The sequence below is a fragment of the Roseovarius sp. genome (genome assembly GCF_965228755.1).
Taxonomy (GTDB): Bacteria; Pseudomonadota; Alphaproteobacteria; order Rhodobacterales; family Rhodobacteraceae; genus Roseovarius.
Genome location: NZ_CBDDIG010000005.1, coordinates 1099413 through 1120479 on the forward strand (window position 1 = coordinate 1099413; position 21067 = coordinate 1120479).

The window sequence follows — 21067 nt, forward strand, 5'->3', positions numbered from 1 at the left end:
ACGCCTTGTATTCTTCGGCGAGGCCGGTATCGTTCCGGTTGTATTCGTGCCGGGGGGTGTTGTTTTGGAACTTTTGATCTTGTTGCCGCTGGTCGTCGCGGGGGCGTTCCTGTTCGACTGGGGCGGGGATGACGACGATGACGCCGTTGCGGCCCCGGGCGGGGATATCGACCTCGAGGATTTGCTGGGCCGGGGCGACGGGCCGCCGGTCGAGGACGAGACGCCCGGCGACGATCCGGGCGAAGACGAGCCGGAAGACGATCCCGAGGACGAGCTTACCCATGAAGAGCTGCGCGAGCTTTACGCCGGCGACGACACGATCGAGGGCGCGAACGACAGCGAGCGGCTGCGCGGCTATGCCGGCAACGACGTGATCGACGGCAATCGCGGGGATGACCGGATCAACGGCGACGAGGGCGATGACACGATCACCGGCGGCCGGGGACTGGATTCGATCTTCGGTGGCGCTGGCAATGACGTGATTGACGGCAATGCCGAGATGGACCGCCTCGAGGGCGGGGCGGGCGACGACACGCTGCGCGGCGGCGCCGGCGAAGACACGGTCAGCGGCGGCAGCGGCGATGACCTCGTGGACGGCGGGGACGACGACGACCTGCTGGTGGGCGACGAGGGGATCGACACGCTTCTGGGCGGCGCGGGCGACGACCGGATGGTCGATGCCAACGTGCCGCGCGACGACGGCCCCGGCTGGAGCGTCATGGATGGCGGGGCGGGCGACGACACGCTGATCTTCGAGGGCGGCAGCACGGTGACCGGCGGCGACGGGGCCGATACGTTCTCGCTCTACGATGACCTGTTCGACGACAACGTCACGCAGATCACCGATTTCGACCCGGCGGTCGACCGGCTGCAACTGAGCCTCGGCGTGAACGAGACCAGCGGCGGCGAGCTGAGGCTGGAGACGTGGGAGGATGGCACCGGCGCCGACCTTTATTATGGCGACGACCTGATCGCCGAGATCGCGGGCGGGCAGGATCTCGACCTGTCGTCGATCGACGTCTTCATCGAGCTTGACGAGGAGACCGAAGTCGAGCGCTTTACCGCGGGGGAGGGCGACGACTGGATCTCGGGGAATTTCGAGGACAACACCATCGACGCCGGCGGGGGCGACGACGTGGTCAACGCCCAGCGTGGCGCCGGGGCGGATTTCGTGGAAGGCGGCGCCGGCAACGATTCCCTGACCGGCTCCGGCGGGACGCTGGACTCGTTCGATCCCGATGACGAGGGGCCCGCCGGGCTGGAATACCTGCGGACGATCGAGATCGACACGCTGATCGGCGGCGAAGGCGATGACGTGCTGGTCTCGCAGGACGGCGCGGTGCTGACCGGGGGGCCGGGGGCGGACACGTTCGGCATAGATCACGACCCGACACCCGACGGGGTCGAGCCGCTGCCGGCGACGCAGGTCACGGATTACGATCCGGGCGAGGACCTGATCATCGTGGCGCTCGCCCCCGACCAGGAGGCCGATGACCTTTCCGTGGCGGTCTGGGATGACGGGCAGGGGGCGGATATCGTGGTCGACGGGATCGTCATCGCCAACGTGATTGGCGGGCAGTCGCTGACACCCTCCGACATCCGGGTGGTGGACCGCTCGATCACGGCGACGGCGCTTTAGGCAGGGTCGGCGCGGGCCGCGCGTCGCTTCACGTCCTGCCGCCGCGGGGTAGCCTGCCCAACGGGTCATTCGCGCGGCCGCTCCGGGCCGGAAGGGGGCGTCATGGATGCAGAGACGGTGATATCCACGATCGCCGGTGCATTGCGGGATCAGCCCGCGGTTCGGGCGCTGTTCCTGAGCGGAAGCCATGGCAACGGCCGGGCGGACGCGTATAGCGATATCGACTTCCTGCTGGTGACACCGGACGGGCCGAGCGACGGGGTGGCCGCACTTTGGCGCGATGCCGTCGCGCGGACCGGTGAGATCGTGCTCTGGCGCGACAGGGTGGTGCGCCCCGCGCTGATCAACGCGATCACCGCGGACTGGACGCGCACCGACGTGATCCTGCTGACGCCGGAGCAGGCCGGGACATATGCCCAGGACGGGCTGTCGCCGGTTTTCGACCATGACGGGCTTTACCCGCAGCTTCCGAAGGCGGCGCCGCAAGCGCAGATGCCCCCGGCGCGGCTGCGCTACCAGGTCGAGGAGTTCATCCGGATCCTTGGCCTTCTGCACCTCGCGGCGGGGCGGGAAGAGTATATCAACGGCGTGGCGGGCGTGTTTCACCTGCGCAACCTGCTGGTCGAGCTGCTGGTCGAGGAGACGACCGCCCCCGACCGGGGCGGCGCGCTGCATCTCAACCGGTTGCTGACGGAAGAGCAAAAGGCGCTGGTGGCCGGCCTGCCGGCGCCGGAGGCCAACCGGGGCGCGATGATCGCGGCGCATATGGCCTATGCCGCGGCCTACCTGCCACGCGCCCGCCGGATGGCACGGGCGCGCGGTGTGGACTGGCCGGAACGGTTCGAGGCGGCAACCTGGGCCAGGCTTGCCGAGGCGCTGGGGGTGGAGCGGCCCTACGAGATGTAGGGCCGGGCAACCTGCAACAATGTAGACAAGGGCGCGTTCCGCCGCGCCCGGAATTTGCGCAAATTGCGGGATGGAAAATGCGAATTTTCCATCCCGTTTTCCGCGCGGAAAACGGGCCCGCCGGCTGGCGGGCCTGACCTCAGAGCAGCGAGCGGACCTTTTCGGCCACCGCCTCCGGCGTGATGCCGAACTTCTCGAACAGCACCTCGGCCGGGGCCGATGCGCCGAAGCTGTCCATGCCGACGAAGCCGGATTTCCGCGGCCGGCCGCGTTCGCCGCAAAGCCAGCGGTCCCAGCCCTGCTGCACGCCGGCCTCGACCGCCACGCGGACAAGGTCGCCGCCGGGCAGGACGCGGCGGCGATAGTTCTCGCCCTGCGCCTCGAACAACTCCCAGCAAGGCATCGACACGACGCGGGTGCCGATCCCCTCGGCTTCGAGCAGGTCGCGGGCAGCCAGCGCCACGTGCACCTCGGAGCCGGTGGCCATCAGGATCGCCTTTCTCGGCGCTTCGGAATCGGCCAGCACGTAGGCGCCGAGCGCGGTCATGTTGCGCCGCTTGTGCTCGGTCCGCAGCGTCGGCACGCCCTGGCGGGTCAGCGACAGGACCGACGGCGTCGAGGTGGATTTCAGCGCCAGTTCCCAGGCCTCCGCCGTCTCGACCGTGTCGCAGGGGCGGAAGACGTGGGTGTTCGGCGTGGCCCGGCTGATGGCGAGGTGTTCGACCGGCTGGTGCGTCGGTCCGTCCTCGCCGAGCCCGATGCTGTCATGGGTCATGACGAACACGGTCGGCACCTTCATCAGCGCGGCCAGCCGCATCGAGGGGCGGGCATAGTCGGTGAAGCACATGAACGTGCCGCCATAGGGGCGCACACCGCCATGCAGGGCCATGCCGTTCATCGCCGCCGCCATGCCGTGCTCGCGGATGCCGTAATGGATGTAGCGGCCCTTGCGGTTGCCGGTGTCGAACACGGTCATGTCGCCGGTGCGGGTGTTGTTCGACCCCGACAGGTCGGCCGAGCCGCCGAGGGTTTCGGTCATGATCGGATTGACCACCTCGAGCACCATCTCGCTCGACTTGCGGGTGGCGACCTTCGGAGCCTCCTCGCTGACCTGTTTCTTCAGGGCGGTGATGCGGGCCGAGAGCTTCTTCGGCGCCTCGCCGGCCATGATCCGGGCGAATTCCCGCTGCCGCCGCTCGGAGGCCTCGGAGAGGCGGGCGTTCCAGGCGGAATGCTCCTCTGCGCCGCGGCGGCCGATCTCTTCCCAGGCCGACTTGATGTCGGCGGGCACCTCGAACGGGCCGCCCGTCCAGCCATAGGCCTCCTTGGCGGCCTGAAGCTGGTCGGTGTCGGTCAGCGCGCCGTGGCCCTTGGAGGTGTCCTGCGCCGCGTGGCCCAGGGCGATATGGGTCTTGCAGGCGATCATCGTGGGGCGGCGGGATGTCTTGGCCTTGGTCAGCGCCGTGTCGATCGCGTCGGGGTCGTGGCCGTCGATCTTGATCACTTCCCACCCGGCGGAGGCGAAGCGCTTGGGCTGGTTGGTGCGGTCGGCGAGGCCCACCTCGCCGTCGATGGTGATGTTGTTGTTGTCCCACAGCACGATCAGCTTGCCCAGAGATTGCCGACCCGCGAGCGTGATCGCCTCCTGGCTGACACCCTCCATCAGGCAGCCGTCGCCGGCGATGACATAGGTGTGGTGATCGACCAGCTTGCGGCCGAAGCGCGCGCGCAGGGATTCCTCGGCGATGGCGAAGCCCACGGAATTGGCGATGCCCTGGCCCAGCGGGCCGGTCGTGGTCTCGATGGCGTCGTGCAGGAAGTTTTCCGGGTGCCCGGCGGTGATCGCGCCCCACTGGCGGAAGTTGCGGATCTGGTCGAGGGTCATGCCCTCGTAGCCCGTGAGGTAAAGCAGCGAGTAGAGCAGCATCGAGCCGTGGCCCGCCGACAGGATGAACCGGTCGCGGTCGGGCCAGTTGGGGTCGGCCGCGTCGAATTTCAGGTGTTTCTCGAACAGCACGGTGGCCACGTCGGCCATGCCCATCGGCATGCCGGAATGGCCGGAATTGGCCGCGTGCACGGCGTCGAGCGTCAGCGCGCGGATCGCCGCGGCCTTTTTCCAGTGATCGGGATTGGCAGTGCGAAGGGCGGCGATATCCACGGGTCGGGCATCCTTGATATGAAAACCGGTTGACGGCTGAATACCAGCCACGGGGCAAAGTTCAAGCGGGCTGGACCCGCGAATTTTGAGGGGGCGAACTTTTCCCTGCGATTTTGTAGAGTTGAGCGAGAACGTTCCACCGCCGATTCGCGGCGGGACCAAGAAAAGCAGACGAAGGACTGGGGATATGAGCCAGATAGAGGACCTACAGGGCCGCATCGCCGCCGCGCTCGACCGGATCGGGCAGGGCGTCGACCGGATGGGCGACGGGGCGGCAGCAGGGGGCGGCGCCGCGCCAGGCGCGCTCGAGGCCGTCCAGCAGGAGCTCGAGGACGAGCGGATCGCCAACGAACAGTTGCAGGAGCGGGTCAAGAAGCTGCAGATCCGCCGGCAGCGGCTGGAGGAGGAACTGCAGTCGGCGCGCGACACGATTGCCGAGAGCATCGCGAAATTCGACGGCGATCTGCAGGGGCTGCGTGACGCCAACGAGAAGCTCCGCGAGATCAACGCCCGGCTGCGCGAGGCCAACGAGGCCGGCGTGGGCGATGCGGAGCTGATCAACCGCGGGATGGAGGCCGAGATCGAGGGGCTGCGCGCCACCCGCGCCGCCGACCGGGCCGAGGCCGAGATCATCTATACCGACCTCAACGAAGCGGTCGAGAACGTGCGGTTGTCGCGCCAGGCGGAGGAGTGAGCATGCCCGAGATCGAGATTGAAATCGGTGGCCGGACCTTCGAGGTGGCCTGCCAGGAGGGCGAGGAGCATTACCTCAAGTTCGCCGCCAAGATGCTGGACGAGGAAGCCTCGGTGCTGGCCTCGCAGATCGGCCGCATCCCCGAGGCGCGGATGCTTCTGATGGCCGGTCTGATGCTGGCCGACAAGACCGCCGGGATGCAGGACAAGCTGCGCGAGGCCGAAGACAAGCTGATGGAGAAGGATGCCGAGCTCGACCAGCTGCGCAACGCCCAGGCCGAGCCGCACCGCATCGAGGTGCCGGTGCTGCCCGACGACGTGATGGACGCGATGGCCGAGCTGGCCGCGCGGGCCGAGGCGCTGGCCGACCAGGTCGATGGCGGCGCGGCCCCCCGGCACGACGAGAACGCCTGATCCTTTCGGGCGGCGGCGCGGGCGCTACTGCATGCGCAGCGCGCCGTCGATCCGGATCACCTCGCCGTTGAGGTAATCGCATTCCACGATGAAGCGGGCGAGGCTCGCGTATTCGTCCGGGTCGCCCAGCCGGCGCGGGCAGGTGACGTCGGCGGCCAGCTGGTCCTGCACCTCCTGCGGCAGGCCCAACAGCATCGGCGTCAGCATCAGCCCCGGCGCGATGGCCATGACCCGGATCCCCTCGCGCGCAAGGTCGCGGGCCATCGGCAGCGACAGCCCGACGATCCCGCCCTTCGAGGCCGCGTAGGCCGCTTGCCCCTTCTGCCCCTCGAAGGCCGCGACCGAGGCGGTGTTGACGATCACCCCGCGCAGCCCGTCGTCGCTTGGATCGTTCTTCGCGATCTCGGCCGCGGCGAGGCGCGCGACGTTGAAGCTGCCCACCAGGTTGACGTTGATGGTCTGCTGGAAGGTGCCGAGATCGTGCGGGCCGTCCTTGCCCAGCGTCTTGGCCGCGGGCGCGATGCCGGCGCAGTTGACCGCGCAGGTGATTTTACCCATCGCCTCGGACGCCGCCGCGATGGCGGCCTGGACCGAGGCCTCGTCGGTCACGTCGGTCTTGACGAAACAGGCGCCGATCTCGTTCGCCACGGCGGTGCCGCGTTCCTCGTCGCGGTCGAGCAGGGTGACCTGTGCGCCGCGCTTGCGGAAATGGCGGGCGGTGGCCTCGCCGAGGCCCGAGGCGCCCCCGGTGATGATGGCGGCGGTGTCTTCGATACGCATGGGCGGCTCTCCCGTCAGGAAATGAACATGCGTTCAGATAACCTGCGGAAGGCCGCGTGTCAAAGTCTCAGAAATTGCGCCGCACCCAGGGCGCCGAGGCCATCAGCCAGACCACCGTCATCAGGATGCGGAAGATGTGGTGCAGGGTGACGAAGGCGGGGTTGGCCTGCAGGCTGAGCGCCACCAGCGACATCTCGGTCACCCCGCCGGGGGCGAAGCTGATCAGCAGCACGTCGATCGGTTCCGCCACGAAGGGCACGACCGCGACGGCAAAGACCAGCGCCAGCGCCAGCATGCCGCCCACCGACAGGAGCGACAGCCCCGCGCCGCGCAGGATCAGCCCGCGCGACAGGCCGGTAAAGCGCATCCCCAGCGCGCAGCCGACGATGATCTGGGCGATGTTGACCAGCCAGACGGGGATGTCGACATGGAAGAGGCCGGTCACCGACAGGATCGCCGCCGCCGCCATCGGCCCGGTCAGCTGCGCTGCCGGAAAGCGCAGCAGCCTGCCGCCGAAATACCCCGCCGCCCCGGCCAGCACGATGAAGGGCAGGTCCGTCCACGGCACGTCGTCCCGCGCCAGCGTCATGCCGCCCGAACTGCCCACCGGCTCGCCCAGCCACAGCGACAGGCCGACGGGCAGGGCGGTGACCACCACGATGACTCGCAGGAACTGTTGCAGCGTCAGGCGCGCCACGTCGCCCCCCGCCGCCTCGCCCAGCGCCAGGGATTCGTACAGCCCGCCGGGGGTGCTGGAATAGAAGGCGGTCACGCGGTCGTAACCGCCCAGCCGTCGGAAAACCCAGAAGTTGAAGGCCAGGCAGACGCCCACGAACAGCGTCAGCGCGGTGAAGGTGACCACGAATTCGGGGGCCTGGGCGAACAGCTCGGGCGTCACCTGCGCCCCGATCATCAGGCCGATCACCCCGATGAAGACCGTCCGCAGCCGGTGCGAGAAGCGGTACCCCTCGGGCAGGCGGTGCGGCAGGATCGTGGCGATAGCGGCACAGATCATGAGCGGCCCGATCAGGTAGGGCAGCGGCAGTCCGAGGAGCGAGGCCGCCCAGCCGGTCAGCGCGCCCAGGCAGATCAGGCCGAAGGTGACAAGGATGTTCGCCATGCCGCCTATGAACCACCGGACGGGGGGAGGTGCAAGCCGGTGCGGGCGGCGGTCAGGGGATCCAGACCGGATCGTGCCGGGTCAGCCGGTCGACCGCCTGCGCATGCAGCGCGGGCGTGGCGGCGGCAAGGATCGCGCCCTCCGAGGCCAGCGTGAGGGGGCGGTTCTCCCAGTCGGTGATGGTGCCGCCGGCCTGCGTGACAATGGGCACCAGCGCGCAGATGTCATAGGGGTCGAGGTCGGGGCCGTTGAGGCAGAGATCGACCTGCCCGCGGGCCAGCGCGCCGTAGGCCAGGCAGCCGCCGTCATAGACGGTCAGCCGCGCGGCCTCGGCGATGGCGTCCGCGGGCTCGCGCATTTCCTCTGGGAAGGAGGCGGGGTTGGCGATGGCCACGGTCGCCTGCGACAGGGCGCGGGTATCGCTGGCGGTTATCGCCGCGCCGTTGAGCGTGGCGCCATGCCCCCCGGCCGCGGCAAAACGCGCGCGGGCCAGCGGCTGGTCGATGATGCCCAGCACCGGCCGCCCCTCGTGGCAGAGCGCGATCAGCACGCCGAAATTCATCAGCCGCGCCGCGAATTGCCGCGTGCCGTCGATCGGGTCGAGCACCCAGACGAACTCCTCCTCGAGGTCCGTGGCGCCATATTCCTCGCCGTGGATGCCGTGCCCCGGGTGCCGGTCAGCGATGATCTCGCGCAGGCGCGCCTCAACCTGCGTGTCGGCCTCGGTCAGGGCCGAGCCGTCGGGCTTCAGCCCGGTCTCGGAGGCGGCGAACCAGTGCGCTCGGGCGATCTCGCCCGCCGCGTCGGCCAGCAGGTGCGCGGTCTCGAGGAAACCGTCGAGGGCGGGCCCGCTCATTTCCACGCGAATTCCGGCTGGTCGTAATGCGCCACGCGCGTGTCGTGACCCCGCAGCGCCACCTCGCGGAACTGGTAGAAGACGGCGGCGGTGGGCGCGTACATGGTATGCCCGAGCGTCGGGAAGAAGGCCGAGAGCACCGGGTGCTCGCTATGCGGCTTGAGGTCGAGCAGCGGGATATCGTCGCTGTCCAGCTCGGACAGCGGCAGGGAATGCACCTCCGCCACCTCCGCCGGGTCAGGCTGCATGGCGGAGATGTCGTCGCACCAGAAGACATGCGGCATCATCGCGAAGCCCGAGCGGGTGGGATAGTCGTCGAGCCGGCCGATCAGGTCGGCCTCGGTCAGGGTCAGGCCCAGTTCCTCCCGCGTTTCGCGGATGGCGGCCTGAAGCGGGGTTTCGCCGGGGTCGAGCCGGCCACCGGGCAGGGCATACTGCCCGCTGTGCCGGTTGATCCGCCTGGGCCGCAGGGTGACCAGCACGCCGGCCTCGTGGCTGTCCTCGCGCGGGGCGACAAGCAGGGCGACGGCGGCCAGCCGCAATTCGCCGGTGCGGGCCGTGACCGGGGCGAAGCGCGCCAGCCGGGCCTCCAACCCGCGACGCAGCGCCGGGGTGAAGGCGAAGTCGGGCGGCGTGTCGGTCATGGCATGGTCCCCTCCGGTTTGGCTCAATGGAGCAGGTCTGCCCGCCGGTGTCGAGGCGATAGGGCGGGTGGGGTTAACCATGGGGGCGGTTGGCGCGGGGCGGCGGGCTGAAGCCCTCGATTCCGCGCAGGCGCTACGTGGACACGTCAGGTTCGACCTCGAAAGGCTCACCTGGGATCCGGCAATGAGGGGGGAAGTGGCGGACCGAGGAGGATTCGAACCCCCGACCCCCTGATTCGTAGTCAGGTACTCTATCCAGCTGAGCTATCGGTCCGTGGAGACGAGCATCTAGACGGTGCGGCATCTCAATGCAAGGGGGTGCGGGACAAAATTGTCAGCCCGGTTTCGGGGCGTGGGGCAGGCGGATCTCGAAGGTGGTGCCGGTCTCGTCGGTGCGCGCCAGCGTCAGGTCACCGCCATGCCCGCGCACCAGCTCCTGCGCGATCGACAGGCCGAGGCCCGTGCCGCCCTTGGTGGCGCCGCCGTGGAAGGGCTGGAACAGGTGCTCGCGCGCCTTGGGGGGCAGGCCGGGGCCGGTATCGGTGACGGTGATGATACAGTCGTTCTTCTCGTCATAGGCGGCGATGCCGATCTCGCCCTCGCGGCCGGTATTGATGATCGCCTGCCGCGCGTTGCGCACCAGGTTCGACAGCACCCGGTGCAGCTGTTCGCCATCGGCCCGCGCTGTGAGGCGCGAGGACACGTCGGTGGAAAAGCTGATACCGGCCTCGCCCACGGCCAGCCGCTCGCTTTCGATGACGTCGTCCACGAGATTGTCGAGATTGACGTCTTCCATCCGGGGTGCCGGCTCCTCGGCCCGGCCATAGGCCAGCGTCGCCTCGCAGAGATGCACCGCGCGGGTGATCGAGTTCACCAGCTTGGGCGCCATGCGCTTGACCTGCGGATCCTCGCTCATCTCGATCCGGTCGGTGAACAGCTGGGCCGAGGTCAGGATGTTGCGCAGGTCATGGCCGACCTTGGCCACCGCGCCGCCCAGCTGGGCCAGCCGCTCGCGCTGCTTGAGGGCATGGGTCAGCTGGGTCTGGAGTTTCTGCAGCGCCTCCTCGGCCTCGCGCAGCTCGGTCACGCCGGCCGAGGGGATGATCACCTGCCGCGCATCCTCGGGCGCCGCGGCATAGGATTGCATGTGGCCGACCACCCGGCGGATCGGTTTCACCAGCAGCCCGCGCACGGCGAGGAACAGCAGCACCGCGGTAAAAACCGAGATCACCGCCGACAGCAGCAGGATGCGCAGGCCATAGTCGATCATCGCACTGCGCAAGGGCGCCGATTCCAGCGTCACCTCGATCAGCAGCCCGGCCATCTGTGCCGGCTCGCCGATCACCCGGATCACCCGCGGCGTCGGGTCGGCCAGCGCCGCCAGCGCGTCGCCGATCAGCTCGAACGGGGCGGGATTGCGAAGGTCGTAGGTGGCATGGATGGGCGAGGGGATGGGCGAGCTCAGCACCAGTTGCCGCGCCGCGTCGCGCCGCAGCACCACGTTGAAGACACCCGCGTTGAGCAGCAGTTCCTCCTGCAACTCGTCGGTGATGTCGTCATTGGCCAGCAGCGCCAGCGAGGCGATCTGCGCCCGCTCCAGCCGCGACATCAGGAAATCCTCGCGGAACCGGGCGACGGAGGGCACGAAGATCAGCACCTCCGCCAGCATGACGAAGATCGCGGTCAGAACGAGGAAACGCCCGGATAGAGTCTTGAAAAACCGCATATGCCGCCCGGATCAGGGGAGCCAGCGTTGCACCAGCCCCACGACTTTCTTCACAATAGGATTATCAAACAGTCGCGGAGAGAAATAGGCCCCGGCGGCCGCTTTGTTGATCTCGCCCAACGTGGGGTAGGGCGCGACCATCCCCGCGATCTGGCTCATTTTCAGGTTGTTGGCAATGGCAAGCGCCCAGAGCCCGATCTGCTCGCCCGCCTGCGCGCCCACCATCGAGGCGCCGACGGGCCGGCCGCGCACCACCATCACCTTGAGGAAACCGGTGGTCCGGCGCTCGGCGATGGCGCGGTCGTTGCGGGCATAGTCGGTGCGGATCACCTCGAGATTGCCGCCATGGGTCTCGCGCGCCTGCGCCTCGGTCAGGCCGACCTGCGCCAGTTCCGGATCGGTATAGGTGACATGCGGGATATGCGCCGATTTCGTCCTGGCGGGCAGGCCCAGCACGGCCGAGCGGATCACGATACCGGCGTGGTAACTGGCGACATGGGTGAATTGCAGACCCCCCGCCACGTCCCCGATGGCATAGGTGCGGCGGTTGGTGGTCCGGAGGCGGCTGTCGGTCTTGATGCCGCGTTTCGTGGTCTCGATCCCGGCCTTGTCGAGGGCGAGCCGATCGATGTTGGGTTTGCGCCCCACGGCGATCAGCAGGTGCGTGCCGGCGAAGCGGCGCCCGTCCCCGGTCGTCACCTCGATGGCGCCGGCTTGGCCGCTGATCTCCGACGCCTGCGCGCCCTCGGCAATCTCCACGCCTTCCGCGTGCAGCCGGTCGAGCACGATGGCCGCAAGCTCCGGGTCGTCCTGCCCCAGCGCCTTCGCGCCCTCGATCACCGTGACCTTGCAGCCCAGCCGCACATGCGCCTGCGCCATTTCCATCCCGATCGGCCCGCCGCCGATGATCAGCAGGTGGTCAGGCTTCTCACGCCGGTCGAAGAGGGTCTCGTTGGTGTCGTAGGGCACGCTGTCGAGCCCCGGAATGGGCGGCACCAGCGGCGAGGAGCCGGTGGCGATGACGATCCGGCGGGGCCGGATGAGGGTGTCGCCGGCCTTCACCTCGCGAGGCGATATGAATTCGCCGTATTCCCGGATCACCGTGACGCCGAGCTTTTCGAACCGTTCCTGGCTGTCATGCGGCTCGATCGTGGCGATGGCCTGGGCCACATGCTCCATCGCGGCGCCGTAATCGACCTTCGGCGAGACATTGGCCATGCCGAAAGGCGCGGAATGGGCCTGGCCGTGCGCCGCCTTGGCGCTGGCGATCAGCGCCTTCGACGGCACGCAGCCGAAATTCAGGCAGTCGCCCCCCATCCGGTGCCCTTCCAGCAGCACGACCGAGGCGCCCATCTGCACCGCGCCCGAGGCCACCGACAGCCCGCCGGAGCCCGCGCCGATGACTAGGAGGTCGGGGGTCAGGCGCTTGGGTTCAGGCATTCTTGCGGCCTTTCAGGTGCTTGATGACAATGGGCAGCGCCGCCAGCACGCAGAGCCCCAGGATCGGCCCGATCACCTGCGGCTCCCACAGAAGCGACAGGTCGGGGCTTTCGCCGCGGTCGAACACCTCGCCCAGCCCGACGCCGATCCAGGTGAAGACCAGCGCGCCGGGGATGATGCCCAGCACCGTGGTCACCGCGAAATTCACGAAGCGCACGCCGACAAGCGCGGGCAGGAGGTTCGCCACGAAGAATGGCACCACCGGCACCAGCCGCATGAGAAAGAGCACGCTGACCTCGTTCTCGTGCAGGCCTGCCTTGATCTTCTTCAGCGTGCCCTCGGAGGTTTCGATCCTCTCGGCCAGCACCCGGCCCAGCCCCCAGCGGGCGGCCAGGAAGATGGCAATGGCCCCGATCGAGGCGGCGATCACGTTGAAGACGGTGCCCAGCGCCAGCCCGAACAGGAACCCGCCGGTGACCGAGGCCACCGCGGCGCCGGGCAGCGAGAAGGCGACGATCACCACGTAGATGCCGATGAAGGCCAGCGCGAGACCGGTGAAATTGGCGTCGCGGAACGCCACCAGCGTCTCGCGATGGGCGCGCAGCGTCTCGAAGCTCAGCAGGTCGCCGAGGGTGAAGAAGCCGATGATGGCCGCCGCCACGATGACGGCGAGCGGTATGTGCCGTGCCAGGGGGTGTCTGCCCCCGTGTCTCGCCTGGTCCATGTCCTCGTCCGGTTTTATGGCTGTTTCCCTTCGTCTTTCCTCTAGATGCGCCATGCCGTGCGCCGGGGGAAGAGGCTTCACGCGGCGGTGATCCGGGGTGAGGCGAAAGCGGCCCCGGACGGCGTAAATGATAGAAATCCCCGGCTTTTGTAACAGAAGCCCCGGGCCATGCGCGGTTTTTGTTGCAAAACCGCCTGGCCGGGTTTGACTTGGGCCCGCCGCGCGACTATAGACCGGGCTTCGAAGCATTCCCCGGGCTGCGCCGATTCCGGCAGACGGCCCCGCAAGACCGGAGACCGGAGCGATGAAACGCACCTTTCAACCCTCGAACCTGGTTCGCAAGCGCCGGCACGGCTTCCGTGCGCGCATGGCCACGAAGGCTGGCCGCAAGATCCTGAACGCGCGCCGCGCCCGTGGCCGCAAGTCGCTGAGCGCGTAAGCCTCGGCCCTTCAGGCTCTTTCATGATCATGGCACCGCCGGAGGCCCCCGTAGAGAACACGGGGAATGAGCCCCCGGCGGTGTCTCTTTGCGTCCGGCGCCTGCGCAAGCGGCCGGATTTCCTGGCGCTCAACCGCGCGCGGCGGCAGGGCACCGGCTCGATGTTGGTGCAGGGGCGCGACCGGGGCGATGGCGACGCGACGGTGCGCGTGGGCTTCACATGTTCCAAGAAGGTCGGCAACGCCGTGGCCCGCAATCGCGCCAAGCGCCGCCTGCGCGAGGTGGCAAGGCTGCTTCTGCCCGAGCATGGCCGCGCGGGCTGGGATTACGCCCTGATCGGCCGGCCCGAGGTGACGGCTTCGCGCGATTTCGAGGATCTGCAGCGCGATTTCCTCTACGCCCTGCGCAAGCTGCACGGCGCATGAGCCCCTTTGCCTATATCCTGTCCCTGCCGGTCAAGGCGTACCGGCTGGTCTTCAGCCCTTGGGTGGGCTGGCACTGCCGCTACCAGCCGACCTGCAGCGCCTATGCTCTGGAGGCGCTGGAACGGCACGGCGCCCTGAAAGGTGGCTGGCTGGCGCTGCGCCGGATCGCGCGGTGCAACCCGTGGGGCAAATGCGGGTATGATCCGGTGCCGGAGCGAAAGACCCGAATTCTTTAGAAGAATTCGGGCCGTTTTCTTTTAAAGAAAACGGTATGTTGCACAGCGATGCTAATGTTGCGACGCCGGAAAATTCCAATTTTCCGACCCGCTTTCTTCGAAGAAAACGGCCTCAACCCGCCCCCCTCGCATGAAACACGAACCCCAGCAGGTTCAGCAACACCTGCGCCGCCAGGATCGACGTGCCGCCCGTCGGGTCGTAATCCGGCGCCACCTCGACAAGGTCGATGCCCACCACCTCGTGCCGCCGTGCCACCTGCTGCAGGATCTCCAGCACGTCGTAATAGAGAAACCCGCCATGGCTGGGCGTGCCGGTGCCCGGCGCGATCGACGGGCAGAAGGCGTCGATATCCAGCGTGATATAGACCCGCGCGCCCGCCGGAATGCGCGCCGCCGTGGCCTCGGGCCCCAGCTTGCGCACCTGCCGCACCGACAGGATGTCCGACCCCATGGCGCGGGCGTCGTCATAGCCTTCCTTGGCGGTGGAACTGACATTGCGGATGCCGATCTGCGTCAGCCCCGTGACATACGCCTTCTCCGCCGCCCGCCGCATCGGGTTGCCGTGGCCGAACCGCACGCCGTGGCGCTCGTCGACGAAATCGAGATGGGCGTCGATCTGCAGGATGTGGATATCGCCTTGGTCGTCAAACGCGTTGATGCAGGGGATATTCACCGAATGATCCCCGCCGATCACCACCGGCAGGGCACCCGCCTTCAGGATCGCCCGCACGCCCGCCTCGATATTGGCGTGGCTCTTCACCGTGTCGGTATGGACGATATCGGCGTCGCCCAGGTCCACGATCCGCACGTCGCCCGGAAGATAGGTCACGTCATCCTCGTGATCGTAGGCCCCGGCATGGCCGAAACTGAAGAGCGTCGAGGCCTCGCGAACGCCCCGCGGCCCGAACCGGGCGCCCGCCCGCCACTGGGTGCCGAAATCGAACGGCGCGCCGAGGATCGCGGCATCGGCCTCGATCGCCGCCCAGTCGGCCACGTAGGGCCGCTTGCCGAAGGTCGAGATTCCCACGAAAGGCAGGTCGAGCCGCCCCGCCTCGTAGCCGTGTTTCGTCATGATGTGCCCCCTTCAGCCTCCGCTCGCCGCCACGGTGGCCGGAAATCCCGCCCCCGGCAAGGCCCGAGACCCGGCGCCGCCTGCAACCCCGCCTTGCCCTCCCGCCAACGAATTGGCCTTTCACCCGCCCCCGATCCATGTAATAGGGAAGCGCCAAACGATCCCTGCCATGGAGACCCCCAATGGAGATTCGTGAGGCGCTGACCTTCGATGACGTTCTGCTCGTACCCGCCAAGTCGAGCGTGCTGCCCAACACCGCCGACACGCGGACGCGCGTCACCAGGTCGATCAATCTCAACATACCGCTTCTGAGCTCGGCCATGGACACGGTGACCGAATCGCGCATGGCGATCACCATGGCCCAGGCGGGCGGGATGGGGGTGATCCATCGCAACCTGACAATCGAGGAGCAATCGCGCGAGGTGCGGCGGGTCAAGCGCTTCGAATCCGGCATCGTCTACAACCCGGTGACGCTGACCCCGAACCAGACCCTGGCCGATGCCAAGGCCCTGACCGAGCGCTACGGCTTCACCGGCTTCCCCGTGGTCGACGAGAAACGCCGCGTCGTCGGCATCGTCACCAACCGCGACATGCGCTTCGCCACCTCCGACGAGACGCCGGTGCACGTGATGATGACCTCGAACGACCTGGCCATCCTGCGCGAGCCGGCCGACCGGGAAGAGGCCAAGAACCTGATGCGCGCCCGCCGGATCGAGAAGCTGCTGGTCACCGACAAGGATGGCAAGCTGACCGGGCTCCTGACGCTCAAGGACACCGAGCAGGCCGTGCTGAACCCCACCGCCTGCAAGGATGACCTCGGCCGCCTGCGCTGTGCCGCGGCCTCGACCGTGGGCGACGCGGGCTTCGAACGCTCGGCCGCGCTGGTCGATGCCGGGGTCGACATGATCGTGATCGACACCGCGCATGGCCATTCCGAGGGCGTCGCCAAGGCGGTCGAACGGGCCAAGGGCCTGTCGAACGAGGTGCAGATCGTCGCCGGCAACGTGGCGACGGGCGAGGCCACGCGCGCCCTGATCGGCGCCGGGGCCGATGCCATCAAGGTGGGCATCGGACCGGGCAGCATCTGCACCACGCGGATGGTCGCGGGCGTGGGCGTGCCCCAGCTCACCGCCATCATGGATTGCGTCGAGGCCGCCGACGGCACGCCGATCATCGCCGATGGCGGCATCAAGTTCTCGGGCGATTTCGCCAAGGCCATTGCCGCCGGCGCTTCCTGCGCCATGGTGGGCTCGATGCTGGCGGGCACCGATGAAAGCCCGGGCGAGGTGATCCTCTACCAGGGCCGCAGCTTCAAGGCCTATCGCGGCATGGGCAGCCTCGGCGCCATGGCCCGCGGCAGCGCCGACCGCTACTTCCAGAAGGACGCCGCCAGCGACAAGCTGGTCCCCGAGGGGATCGAGGGGCAGGTGCCCTACAAGGGCACGGCGGCGGCGGTGGTGCATCAGCTCGTGGGCGGCCTGCGCGCGGCGATGGGCTATACCGGCTGCGCCACGGTCGAGGAGATGCGCAACAATTGCAGCTTCGTCCGCATCACCGGCGCGGGGCTGAAGGAAAGCCATGTGCACGACGTCCAGATCACGCGCGAGAGCCCGAACTATCGTATTGGGTAATCAAAGGGTTAGCGGGCGACGTTAAGCCCGGTTCACACCCGCCCGTGCCTGAATCCGACCTGTTCGATCGCGCCCTCCGGGGCGCGATCTGTCTTGTCGGGCATCACCTGACCGGCCAGGCGCCAACGGCAACAACCGGCGCGCGCGACACCGGGTTTCACCACATCGTCATCCTCGGGGAATAAGTGGCGGAGAGACAGGGATTCGAACCCTGGGACCCCGTGAAGGGTCAACGGTTTTCGAGACCGCCCCGTTCGACCACTCCGGCACCTCTCCGCGGGGGTCTGGAGGGTGCGTTTAATCGCCTTTCCGGCGGGGGACAAGGGGGTTTTGCATTGTTTGCCGCCAGAATTTGCCTAGATTCAGGAATGAACAATTCGGCCATAGGAGTGCCCCCTTGTCGCGACGGTCCCTGATCCACGCCCCGTTCATCGCCATACTTGCCGCCATCGCGCTTCTGGCGCCCCTGCAGGCCCGCGCCGCCGACCGCGCCAACCTCGAGGCGTTCCTCGAAGTGACCGGCTTCGACGTGGCGCTCGAATCGATCAAGCAGTCGGCCTCGGACGCGCCCGAGATGCTGGGGATGAAGCCCAGCGATTTCGGCCATGACTGGGCCCGCGTCACCCAGCAGGTCTTCGACACCGGCACCATGCACGACATGGCCATCGAGATCCTCTCCGAGACGCTGAGCGACGAACTGCTGGGCCATGCCGCGGGCTTCTACGCCTCGCCGCTGGGCCAGAAGCTGGTGAAACTGGAAAACGCCGCGCACATGGCCGAGGACAGCGCCGCGCAGCGCGCCGAAGGGGCCGAACTGCTGGCCGAGGCGCGCGCCGAAGGCAACGGCCGGGCCGAGATGTTCGAGCGCATGGCCGACGCCATCGATACCGAGGACCAGTCGGTCCGCGCCGTGCAGGAGATCATGGTGCGGTTCCTGATGGCCGCCTCCTATGCCGGGGTGCTGGATTACGAGATCGACGAAGGCTCGCTGCGTGCCGTCATCCGCAACCAGGAAGACGAGATGCGCGCCGACATGACAGAGGCCGGGCTCGCGAACGCCGCCTATACCTATCGCGACCTGACGCTCGAGGAGATCGAGACCTATACCGAGGCGCTGGAAGCCCCGGAAATGCAGGAGGTCTACGAGCTGATGAACGCCATCCAGTACGAGATCATGGCCAACCGCTTCGAGGTTCTGGCCGCCCGCATGGCCGAGATGCACCCCGGCGAGGAGCTGTGAGAATGGGACCGATCCGTGCCGCCGCGGCGGCCGTTGCCGCCGCCGTGATCTGGGCCATGCCGGCGCAGGCCGAGGACCGGGCCGAGCTTGACGTGCTGCTCCAGGCTTTGCGCGTGGGCGATACGGTCGAGATCATGCGCGAGGAAGGGCTGGCCTATTCCCAGAGCCTGGCGCGCGACATGATGCCCGAGGCCGATCCGGCCCGCTGGCAGGCCACGGTCGAGCGGATCTACGACACCGGCAAGATGCGCAACCTCGTCGAGGAACGCATGGCGCGCGGGCTCGAAGGCGTGGACCTGGCCCCGCTCAACGCCTTCTTCACCTCCGAGCTGGGCGCCGAGGTGGTCGAGCTGGAGCTGTCCGCGCGCGAGGCCTTCCTCGACCCGGAGGTCGAGGACGCCGCCAAGGAGCAATACGAGAAGCTCGACCGCGAGGGCGCGCTGATCGTCGACCAGATCGACACGCTGATCGCCGACAGCGACCTGATCGAGCACAACGTGATGGGCATCCTGAATTCCAACCTGATGCTCTATCGCGGGCTGGCCGATGGCGGCGCCTATGACCTGTCGGAAGAGGATATGCTGCTCGACGTCTGGTCGCAGGAAGAGGGCGTGCGCGAGGACAGCGCCGCCTGGATCGGCGCTTACCTGCTGACCGCCTACCAGCCGCTCGAGGATAACGAGGTGCAGGAGTATATCGACCTGTGGCGCAGCGACGAGGGGCAGGCGCTGAACCGGGCGCTGTTCTCGACCTTCGACCGGATGTACGAGGAGCTGTCCTACCTCGTCGGCCAGGCCGTGGCCCAGCACATGCGCAGCCAGGAGCTGTAGGGTCAGCGGGCACCGGCCCGGGGGAGGGCGCGATGCAGTACCATTTCGACGGGGTCACCCCCGGTGATCCGCGGATCGCCCCCGAGGCCGCGGGGGCGGGCGACCGCCCCTCCGATGTCGATGTGCTGATCGTCGGCTGCGGCCCCGCCGGGCTCACGCTGGCGGCCCAGCTTTCGGCCTTCCCCGACATCGTGACCCGCATCGCCGAGCGCAAACCGGGACCGCTCGAGATGGGGCAGGCCGACGGCATCGCCTGCCGCTCGATGGAGATGTTCCAGGCCTTCGGCTTCGCGACAAGGGTGATGGAGGAGGCCTACTGGGTCAACGAAACCGTGTTCTGGGCCCCGGGCTCAGGAGGGGGTGAAGCGGGCGGGGGCCTCATCCGCACCGACCGGATCGACGACGTGGCCGACGACCTCTCCGAGATGCCGCACACCATTCTCAGCCAGGCGAGGGTGCATGATTTCTACCTCGATATCATGCGCAAATCGCCCCGCCGGCTGACCCCCGATTACGGCTTTCACCTGACCGGGCTGGAACGAACCGACGCCCCCGATTACCCCGTCACCGCCAACTTCGAGGCGCCCGACAACACCACCGAAACCATCCGCGCCAGATACGTGGTCGGCTGCGACGGCGCCCGCAGCGCGGTGCGAACCTCGCTCGGGCTCACGCTCAAGGGCGATGCCGCGCGGCAGCTCTGGGGGGTGATGGATATCCTCGCCGTCACCGACTTCCCCGACATCCGCCTGAAGGCCGCGATCCGCTCGGCCCACAGCGGCAGCCTGCTGATCATCCCGCGCGAGGGCGGGGCGATGGTGCGGATGTACGTGGAACTCGACGAGCTGCACGAGACCGAGCGCGCCGCCGACCGCAACGTCACCGCCGACATGCTGATCGAAAAGGCGCAGGCGATCCTGTCGCCCTATACGCTCGATGTGCGCGACGTGGCCTGGTGCTCGGCCTACGAGATCGGCCAGCGGGTCTGCGACAGTTTCGACGACCTCGGCACCGGTCCGCGCGACGGGCACGCCCCGCGCATCTTCATTGCCGGCGATGCCTGCCACACCCACAGCCCCAAGGCGGGGCAGGGGATGAACGTGTCGATGGCCGACACGTTCAACCTCGGCTGGAAGCTGGCGGCGGTGCTGCGCGGGCAGGCCGTGCCCGACCTGCTCCACACATATTCCGGCGAGCGCCGCGCCAAGGCGCAGGAGCTGATCGAGTTCGACCGCGACATGGCCCGGCTCTTCAGTTCCCGCTCCTCCGACCCCGACGCCTCGGCCCGGTTCCAGCAGTATTTCCAGAAGCACGGCCGCTATACCGCCGGGGTCGAGGCGCGCTACGAGCCGTCGATGATCGTGCAGGCGGGGCACCAGCCCCTCGCCACCGGCCTGCCCATCGGCATGCGCTTTCACTCCGCTCCCGTCATCCGGCTGGCCGATGCGAAACCCATGCAGCTTGGCCATGCCATGCTGGCCGACGGCCGCTGGCGGCTGGTGGCCTTCGCCCCGCGGGGCGACGCGGGCATGCCGGGCGGCGCCATCGCCCGGCTCTGCGACGCGCTCGCCACCGGGCCCGACAGCCCCCTGCGCCGCTACACCCCCGAAGGCGCCGATATCGACGCGGTCATCGACCTGCGCGCCGTCTTCCAGCCCCATCACCGCGACATGGACCTCTCGGCGTTGCCCCGCCTCCTGACCCCGCCCAGGGGCCGTTTCGGGCTCACCGATTACGAAAAGGCCTTCTGCCCCGACCTGAAAACCGGCCCCGACATCTTCGACCGGCGCGGAATCGACCGCGACAAGGGCGCGCTGATCGTCGTCCGCCCCGACCAGTTCACCGCCGCCATCCTGCCGCTCGAAGACCTTGCCGGCCTGACTGCCTTCTTCGCCCGCTTCATGCTCCCGCAACACGGAACCGTTCCGGGCGGAAACCCCGGATTTCCCCCTTGACTTTGGCCCCTCATCCCCCGATAAGCGCCCATCCCGGCAGGTGGCATATCTGCGCGGGGGTTGATGGAATGACGCCCACGACATAGGGCGCGCCGTCCGAGGCGGGGGAGTGACCCCCACGCAACACCCGGAACCGGGG

The 21067-nt window shown here is 68.2% G+C and carries 20 protein-coding genes and 2 tRNA genes; 11 read left to right on the forward strand and 11 right to left on the reverse strand.

Annotated elements, in window-relative coordinates; genetic code table 11:
* Positions 1–64 precede the first annotated feature (64 nt).
* The gene (locus ACO07J_RS08935; RefSeq protein ID WP_422028316.1) at positions 65–1639 is read left to right on the forward strand and encodes a calcium-binding protein; all 1575 of its coding nucleotides are present in this window, start codon (positions 65–67) and stop codon (positions 1637–1639) included.
* Positions 1640–1741: 102 nt separating this feature from the next.
* Positions 1742–2545: a nucleotidyltransferase domain-containing protein gene (locus tag ACO07J_RS08940; RefSeq protein ID WP_422028318.1), complete on the forward strand. Its 804-nt coding sequence runs from the start codon at positions 1742–1744 to the stop codon at positions 2543–2545.
* Between the two features lie 139 nt (positions 2546–2684).
* On the opposite strand, the gene tkt is transcribed toward ACO07J_RS08940, so the two are convergent.
* The gene (gene tkt / locus ACO07J_RS08945; protein ID WP_422028320.1) at positions 2685–4703 is read right to left on the reverse strand and encodes a transketolase; all 2019 of its coding nucleotides are present in this window, start codon (positions 4701–4703) and stop codon (positions 2685–2687) included.
* A gap of 187 nt (positions 4704–4890) precedes the next feature.
* Between tkt and ACO07J_RS08950 the strand changes: the two genes are divergently transcribed.
* Positions 4891–5397: a hypothetical protein gene (locus ACO07J_RS08950; protein ID WP_422028322.1), complete on the forward strand. Its 507-nt coding sequence runs from the start codon at positions 4891–4893 to the stop codon at positions 5395–5397.
* A gap of 2 nt (positions 5398–5399) precedes the next feature.
* Positions 5400–5810, forward strand: coding sequence for a cell division protein ZapA (locus ACO07J_RS08955; protein ID WP_422028324.1), 411 nt, complete (start codon positions 5400–5402; stop codon positions 5808–5810).
* Positions 5811–5834: 24 nt separating this feature from the next.
* Here the strand turns inward: ACO07J_RS08955 and ACO07J_RS08960 are convergent, their stop codons facing one another.
* The 8 genes from ACO07J_RS08960 to ACO07J_RS08995 form a co-directional block, all read right to left on the reverse strand.
* The gene (locus tag ACO07J_RS08960; protein WP_422028326.1) at positions 5835–6590 is read right to left on the reverse strand and encodes an SDR family NAD(P)-dependent oxidoreductase; all 756 of its coding nucleotides are present in this window, start codon (positions 6588–6590) and stop codon (positions 5835–5837) included.
* Positions 6591–6657: 67 nt separating this feature from the next.
* Positions 6658–7710, reverse strand: a complete 1053-nt coding sequence (locus tag ACO07J_RS08965; RefSeq protein ID WP_422028328.1) for an AbrB family transcriptional regulator — start codon at positions 7708–7710, stop codon at positions 6658–6660.
* 52 nt (positions 7711–7762) lie between these two features.
* A complete protein-coding gene (locus tag ACO07J_RS08970; protein WP_422028330.1) occupies positions 7763–8566 on the reverse strand; it encodes an inositol monophosphatase family protein in 804 nt (267 codons plus the stop codon).
* On the reverse strand, positions 8563–9210 hold the full coding sequence (locus tag ACO07J_RS08975) for an NUDIX hydrolase (protein WP_422028332.1): 648 nt from the start codon (positions 9208–9210) through the stop codon (positions 8563–8565). Before ACO07J_RS08975 ends, ACO07J_RS08970 begins: the two co-directional genes overlap by 4 nt.
* A gap of 197 nt (positions 9211–9407) precedes the next feature.
* Positions 9408–9484: transfer RNA gene (locus ACO07J_RS08980), tRNA-Arg, on the reverse strand.
* Between the two features lie 60 nt (positions 9485–9544).
* A complete protein-coding gene (locus ACO07J_RS08985; RefSeq protein WP_422028334.1) occupies positions 9545–10936 on the reverse strand; it encodes a sensor histidine kinase in 1392 nt (463 codons plus the stop codon).
* Positions 10937–10948: 12 nt separating this feature from the next.
* The gene (locus ACO07J_RS08990; protein WP_422028336.1) at positions 10949–12376 is read right to left on the reverse strand and encodes a dihydrolipoyl dehydrogenase family protein; all 1428 of its coding nucleotides are present in this window, start codon (positions 12374–12376) and stop codon (positions 10949–10951) included.
* Entirely contained in the window at positions 12369–13100 is a 732-nt protein-coding gene (locus ACO07J_RS08995; protein ID WP_422028338.1) for a TVP38/TMEM64 family protein, read from the reverse strand. Before ACO07J_RS08995 ends, ACO07J_RS08990 begins: the two co-directional genes overlap by 8 nt.
* 304 nt (positions 13101–13404) lie before the next feature.
* Between ACO07J_RS08995 and rpmH the strand changes: the two genes are divergently transcribed.
* Genes rpmH through yidD form a run of 3 tightly spaced genes read left to right on the forward strand, consistent with a single transcriptional unit; the run spans position 13405 to position 14200 of the window.
* On the forward strand, positions 13405–13539 hold the full coding sequence (rpmH, locus tag ACO07J_RS09000) for a 50S ribosomal protein L34 (protein WP_012177012.1): 135 nt from the start codon (positions 13405–13407) through the stop codon (positions 13537–13539).
* 29 nt (positions 13540–13568) lie between these two features.
* Entirely contained in the window at positions 13569–13964 is a 396-nt protein-coding gene (gene rnpA / locus ACO07J_RS09005; RefSeq protein ID WP_422029747.1) for a ribonuclease P protein component, read from the forward strand.
* Positions 13961–14200, forward strand: coding sequence for a membrane protein insertion efficiency factor YidD (yidD, locus tag ACO07J_RS09010; protein WP_422028341.1), 240 nt, complete (start codon positions 13961–13963; stop codon positions 14198–14200). The genes rnpA and yidD overlap by 4 nt, the downstream gene beginning before the upstream one ends.
* Before the next feature lie 112 nt (positions 14201–14312).
* Here yidD and speB read toward each other — a convergent pair whose 3' ends face one another.
* On the reverse strand, positions 14313–15272 hold the full coding sequence (gene speB, locus ACO07J_RS09015; RefSeq protein ID WP_422028343.1) for an agmatinase: 960 nt from the start codon (positions 15270–15272) through the stop codon (positions 14313–14315).
* Between the two features lie 182 nt (positions 15273–15454).
* Here speB and guaB point away from each other — a divergent pair, with 182 nt between their 5' ends.
* Positions 15455–16903 (forward strand): IMP dehydrogenase, encoded by a 1449-nt coding sequence (guaB, locus tag ACO07J_RS09020; protein ID WP_422028345.1) that lies wholly within the window; start codon positions 15455–15457, stop codon positions 16901–16903.
* Between the two features lie 186 nt (positions 16904–17089).
* On the opposite strand, the gene ACO07J_RS09025 is transcribed toward guaB, so the two are convergent.
* Positions 17090–17179 (reverse strand) — tRNA-Ser (locus ACO07J_RS09025).
* A 121-nt stretch (positions 17180–17300) separates the two neighbouring features.
* Here ACO07J_RS09025 and ACO07J_RS09030 point away from each other — a divergent pair.
* Genes ACO07J_RS09030 through ACO07J_RS09040 form a run of 3 tightly spaced genes read left to right on the forward strand, consistent with a single transcriptional unit; the run spans position 17301 to position 20928 of the window.
* Positions 17301–18143, forward strand: a complete 843-nt coding sequence (locus ACO07J_RS09030) for a DUF2059 domain-containing protein (protein WP_422028347.1) — start codon at positions 17301–17303, stop codon at positions 18141–18143.
* Positions 18144–18145: 2 nt separating this feature from the next.
* Positions 18146–18973, forward strand: coding sequence for a DUF2059 domain-containing protein (locus ACO07J_RS09035; RefSeq protein ID WP_422028349.1), 828 nt, complete (start codon positions 18146–18148; stop codon positions 18971–18973).
* Between the two features lie 32 nt (positions 18974–19005).
* Complete coding sequence (locus ACO07J_RS09040; protein ID WP_422028351.1) at positions 19006–20928, forward strand: FAD-dependent monooxygenase; 1923 nt, start codon at positions 19006–19008, stop codon at positions 20926–20928.
* Positions 20929–21067 lie beyond the last annotated feature (139 nt).

Bases quoted from the DNA above. Each gene is read 5' to 3' on its own strand.
- ACO07J_RS08965 (WP_422028328.1), bottom strand. From the start codon at position 7,710: ATGGCGAACATCCTTGTCACCTTCGGCCTGATCTGCCTGGGCGCGCTG.
- ACO07J_RS08960 (WP_422028326.1), bottom strand. From the start codon at position 6,590: ATGCGTATCGAAGACACCGCCGCCATCATCACCGGGGGCGCCTCGGGC.
- ACO07J_RS08955 (WP_422028324.1), top strand. From the start codon at position 5,400: ATGCCCGAGATCGAGATTGAAATCGGTGGCCGGACCTTCGAGGTGGCC.
- rnpA (WP_422029747.1), top strand. From the start codon at position 13,569: ATGGCACCGCCGGAGGCCCCCGTAGAGAACACGGGGAATGAGCCCCCG.
- ACO07J_RS08940 (WP_422028318.1), top strand. From the start codon at position 1,742: ATGGATGCAGAGACGGTGATATCCACGATCGCCGGTGCATTGCGGGAT.
- speB (WP_422028343.1), bottom strand. From the start codon at position 15,272: ATGACGAAACACGGCTACGAGGCGGGGCGGCTCGACCTGCCTTTCGTG.
- ACO07J_RS09035 (WP_422028349.1), top strand. From the start codon at position 18,146: ATGGGACCGATCCGTGCCGCCGCGGCGGCCGTTGCCGCCGCCGTGATC.
- rpmH (WP_012177012.1), top strand. From the start codon at position 13,405: ATGAAACGCACCTTTCAACCCTCGAACCTGGTTCGCAAGCGCCGGCAC.
- ACO07J_RS08970 (WP_422028330.1), bottom strand. From the start codon at position 8,566: ATGAGCGGGCCCGCCCTCGACGGTTTCCTCGAGACCGCGCACCTGCTG.
- guaB (WP_422028345.1), top strand. From the start codon at position 15,455: ATGGAGATTCGTGAGGCGCTGACCTTCGATGACGTTCTGCTCGTACCC.
- ACO07J_RS08995 (WP_422028338.1), bottom strand. From the start codon at position 13,100: ATGGACCAGGCGAGACACGGGGGCAGACACCCCCTGGCACGGCACATA.
- ACO07J_RS08950 (WP_422028322.1), top strand. From the start codon at position 4,891: ATGAGCCAGATAGAGGACCTACAGGGCCGCATCGCCGCCGCGCTCGAC.
- ACO07J_RS08990 (WP_422028336.1), bottom strand. From the start codon at position 12,376: ATGCCTGAACCCAAGCGCCTGACCCCCGACCTCCTAGTCATCGGCGCG.
- ACO07J_RS09040 (WP_422028351.1), top strand. From the start codon at position 19,006: ATGCAGTACCATTTCGACGGGGTCACCCCCGGTGATCCGCGGATCGCC.
- yidD (WP_422028341.1), top strand. From the start codon at position 13,961: ATGAGCCCCTTTGCCTATATCCTGTCCCTGCCGGTCAAGGCGTACCGG.
- ACO07J_RS08975 (WP_422028332.1), bottom strand. From the start codon at position 9,210: ATGACCGACACGCCGCCCGACTTCGCCTTCACCCCGGCGCTGCGTCGC.
- ACO07J_RS08985 (WP_422028334.1), bottom strand. From the start codon at position 10,936: ATGCGGTTTTTCAAGACTCTATCCGGGCGTTTCCTCGTTCTGACCGCG.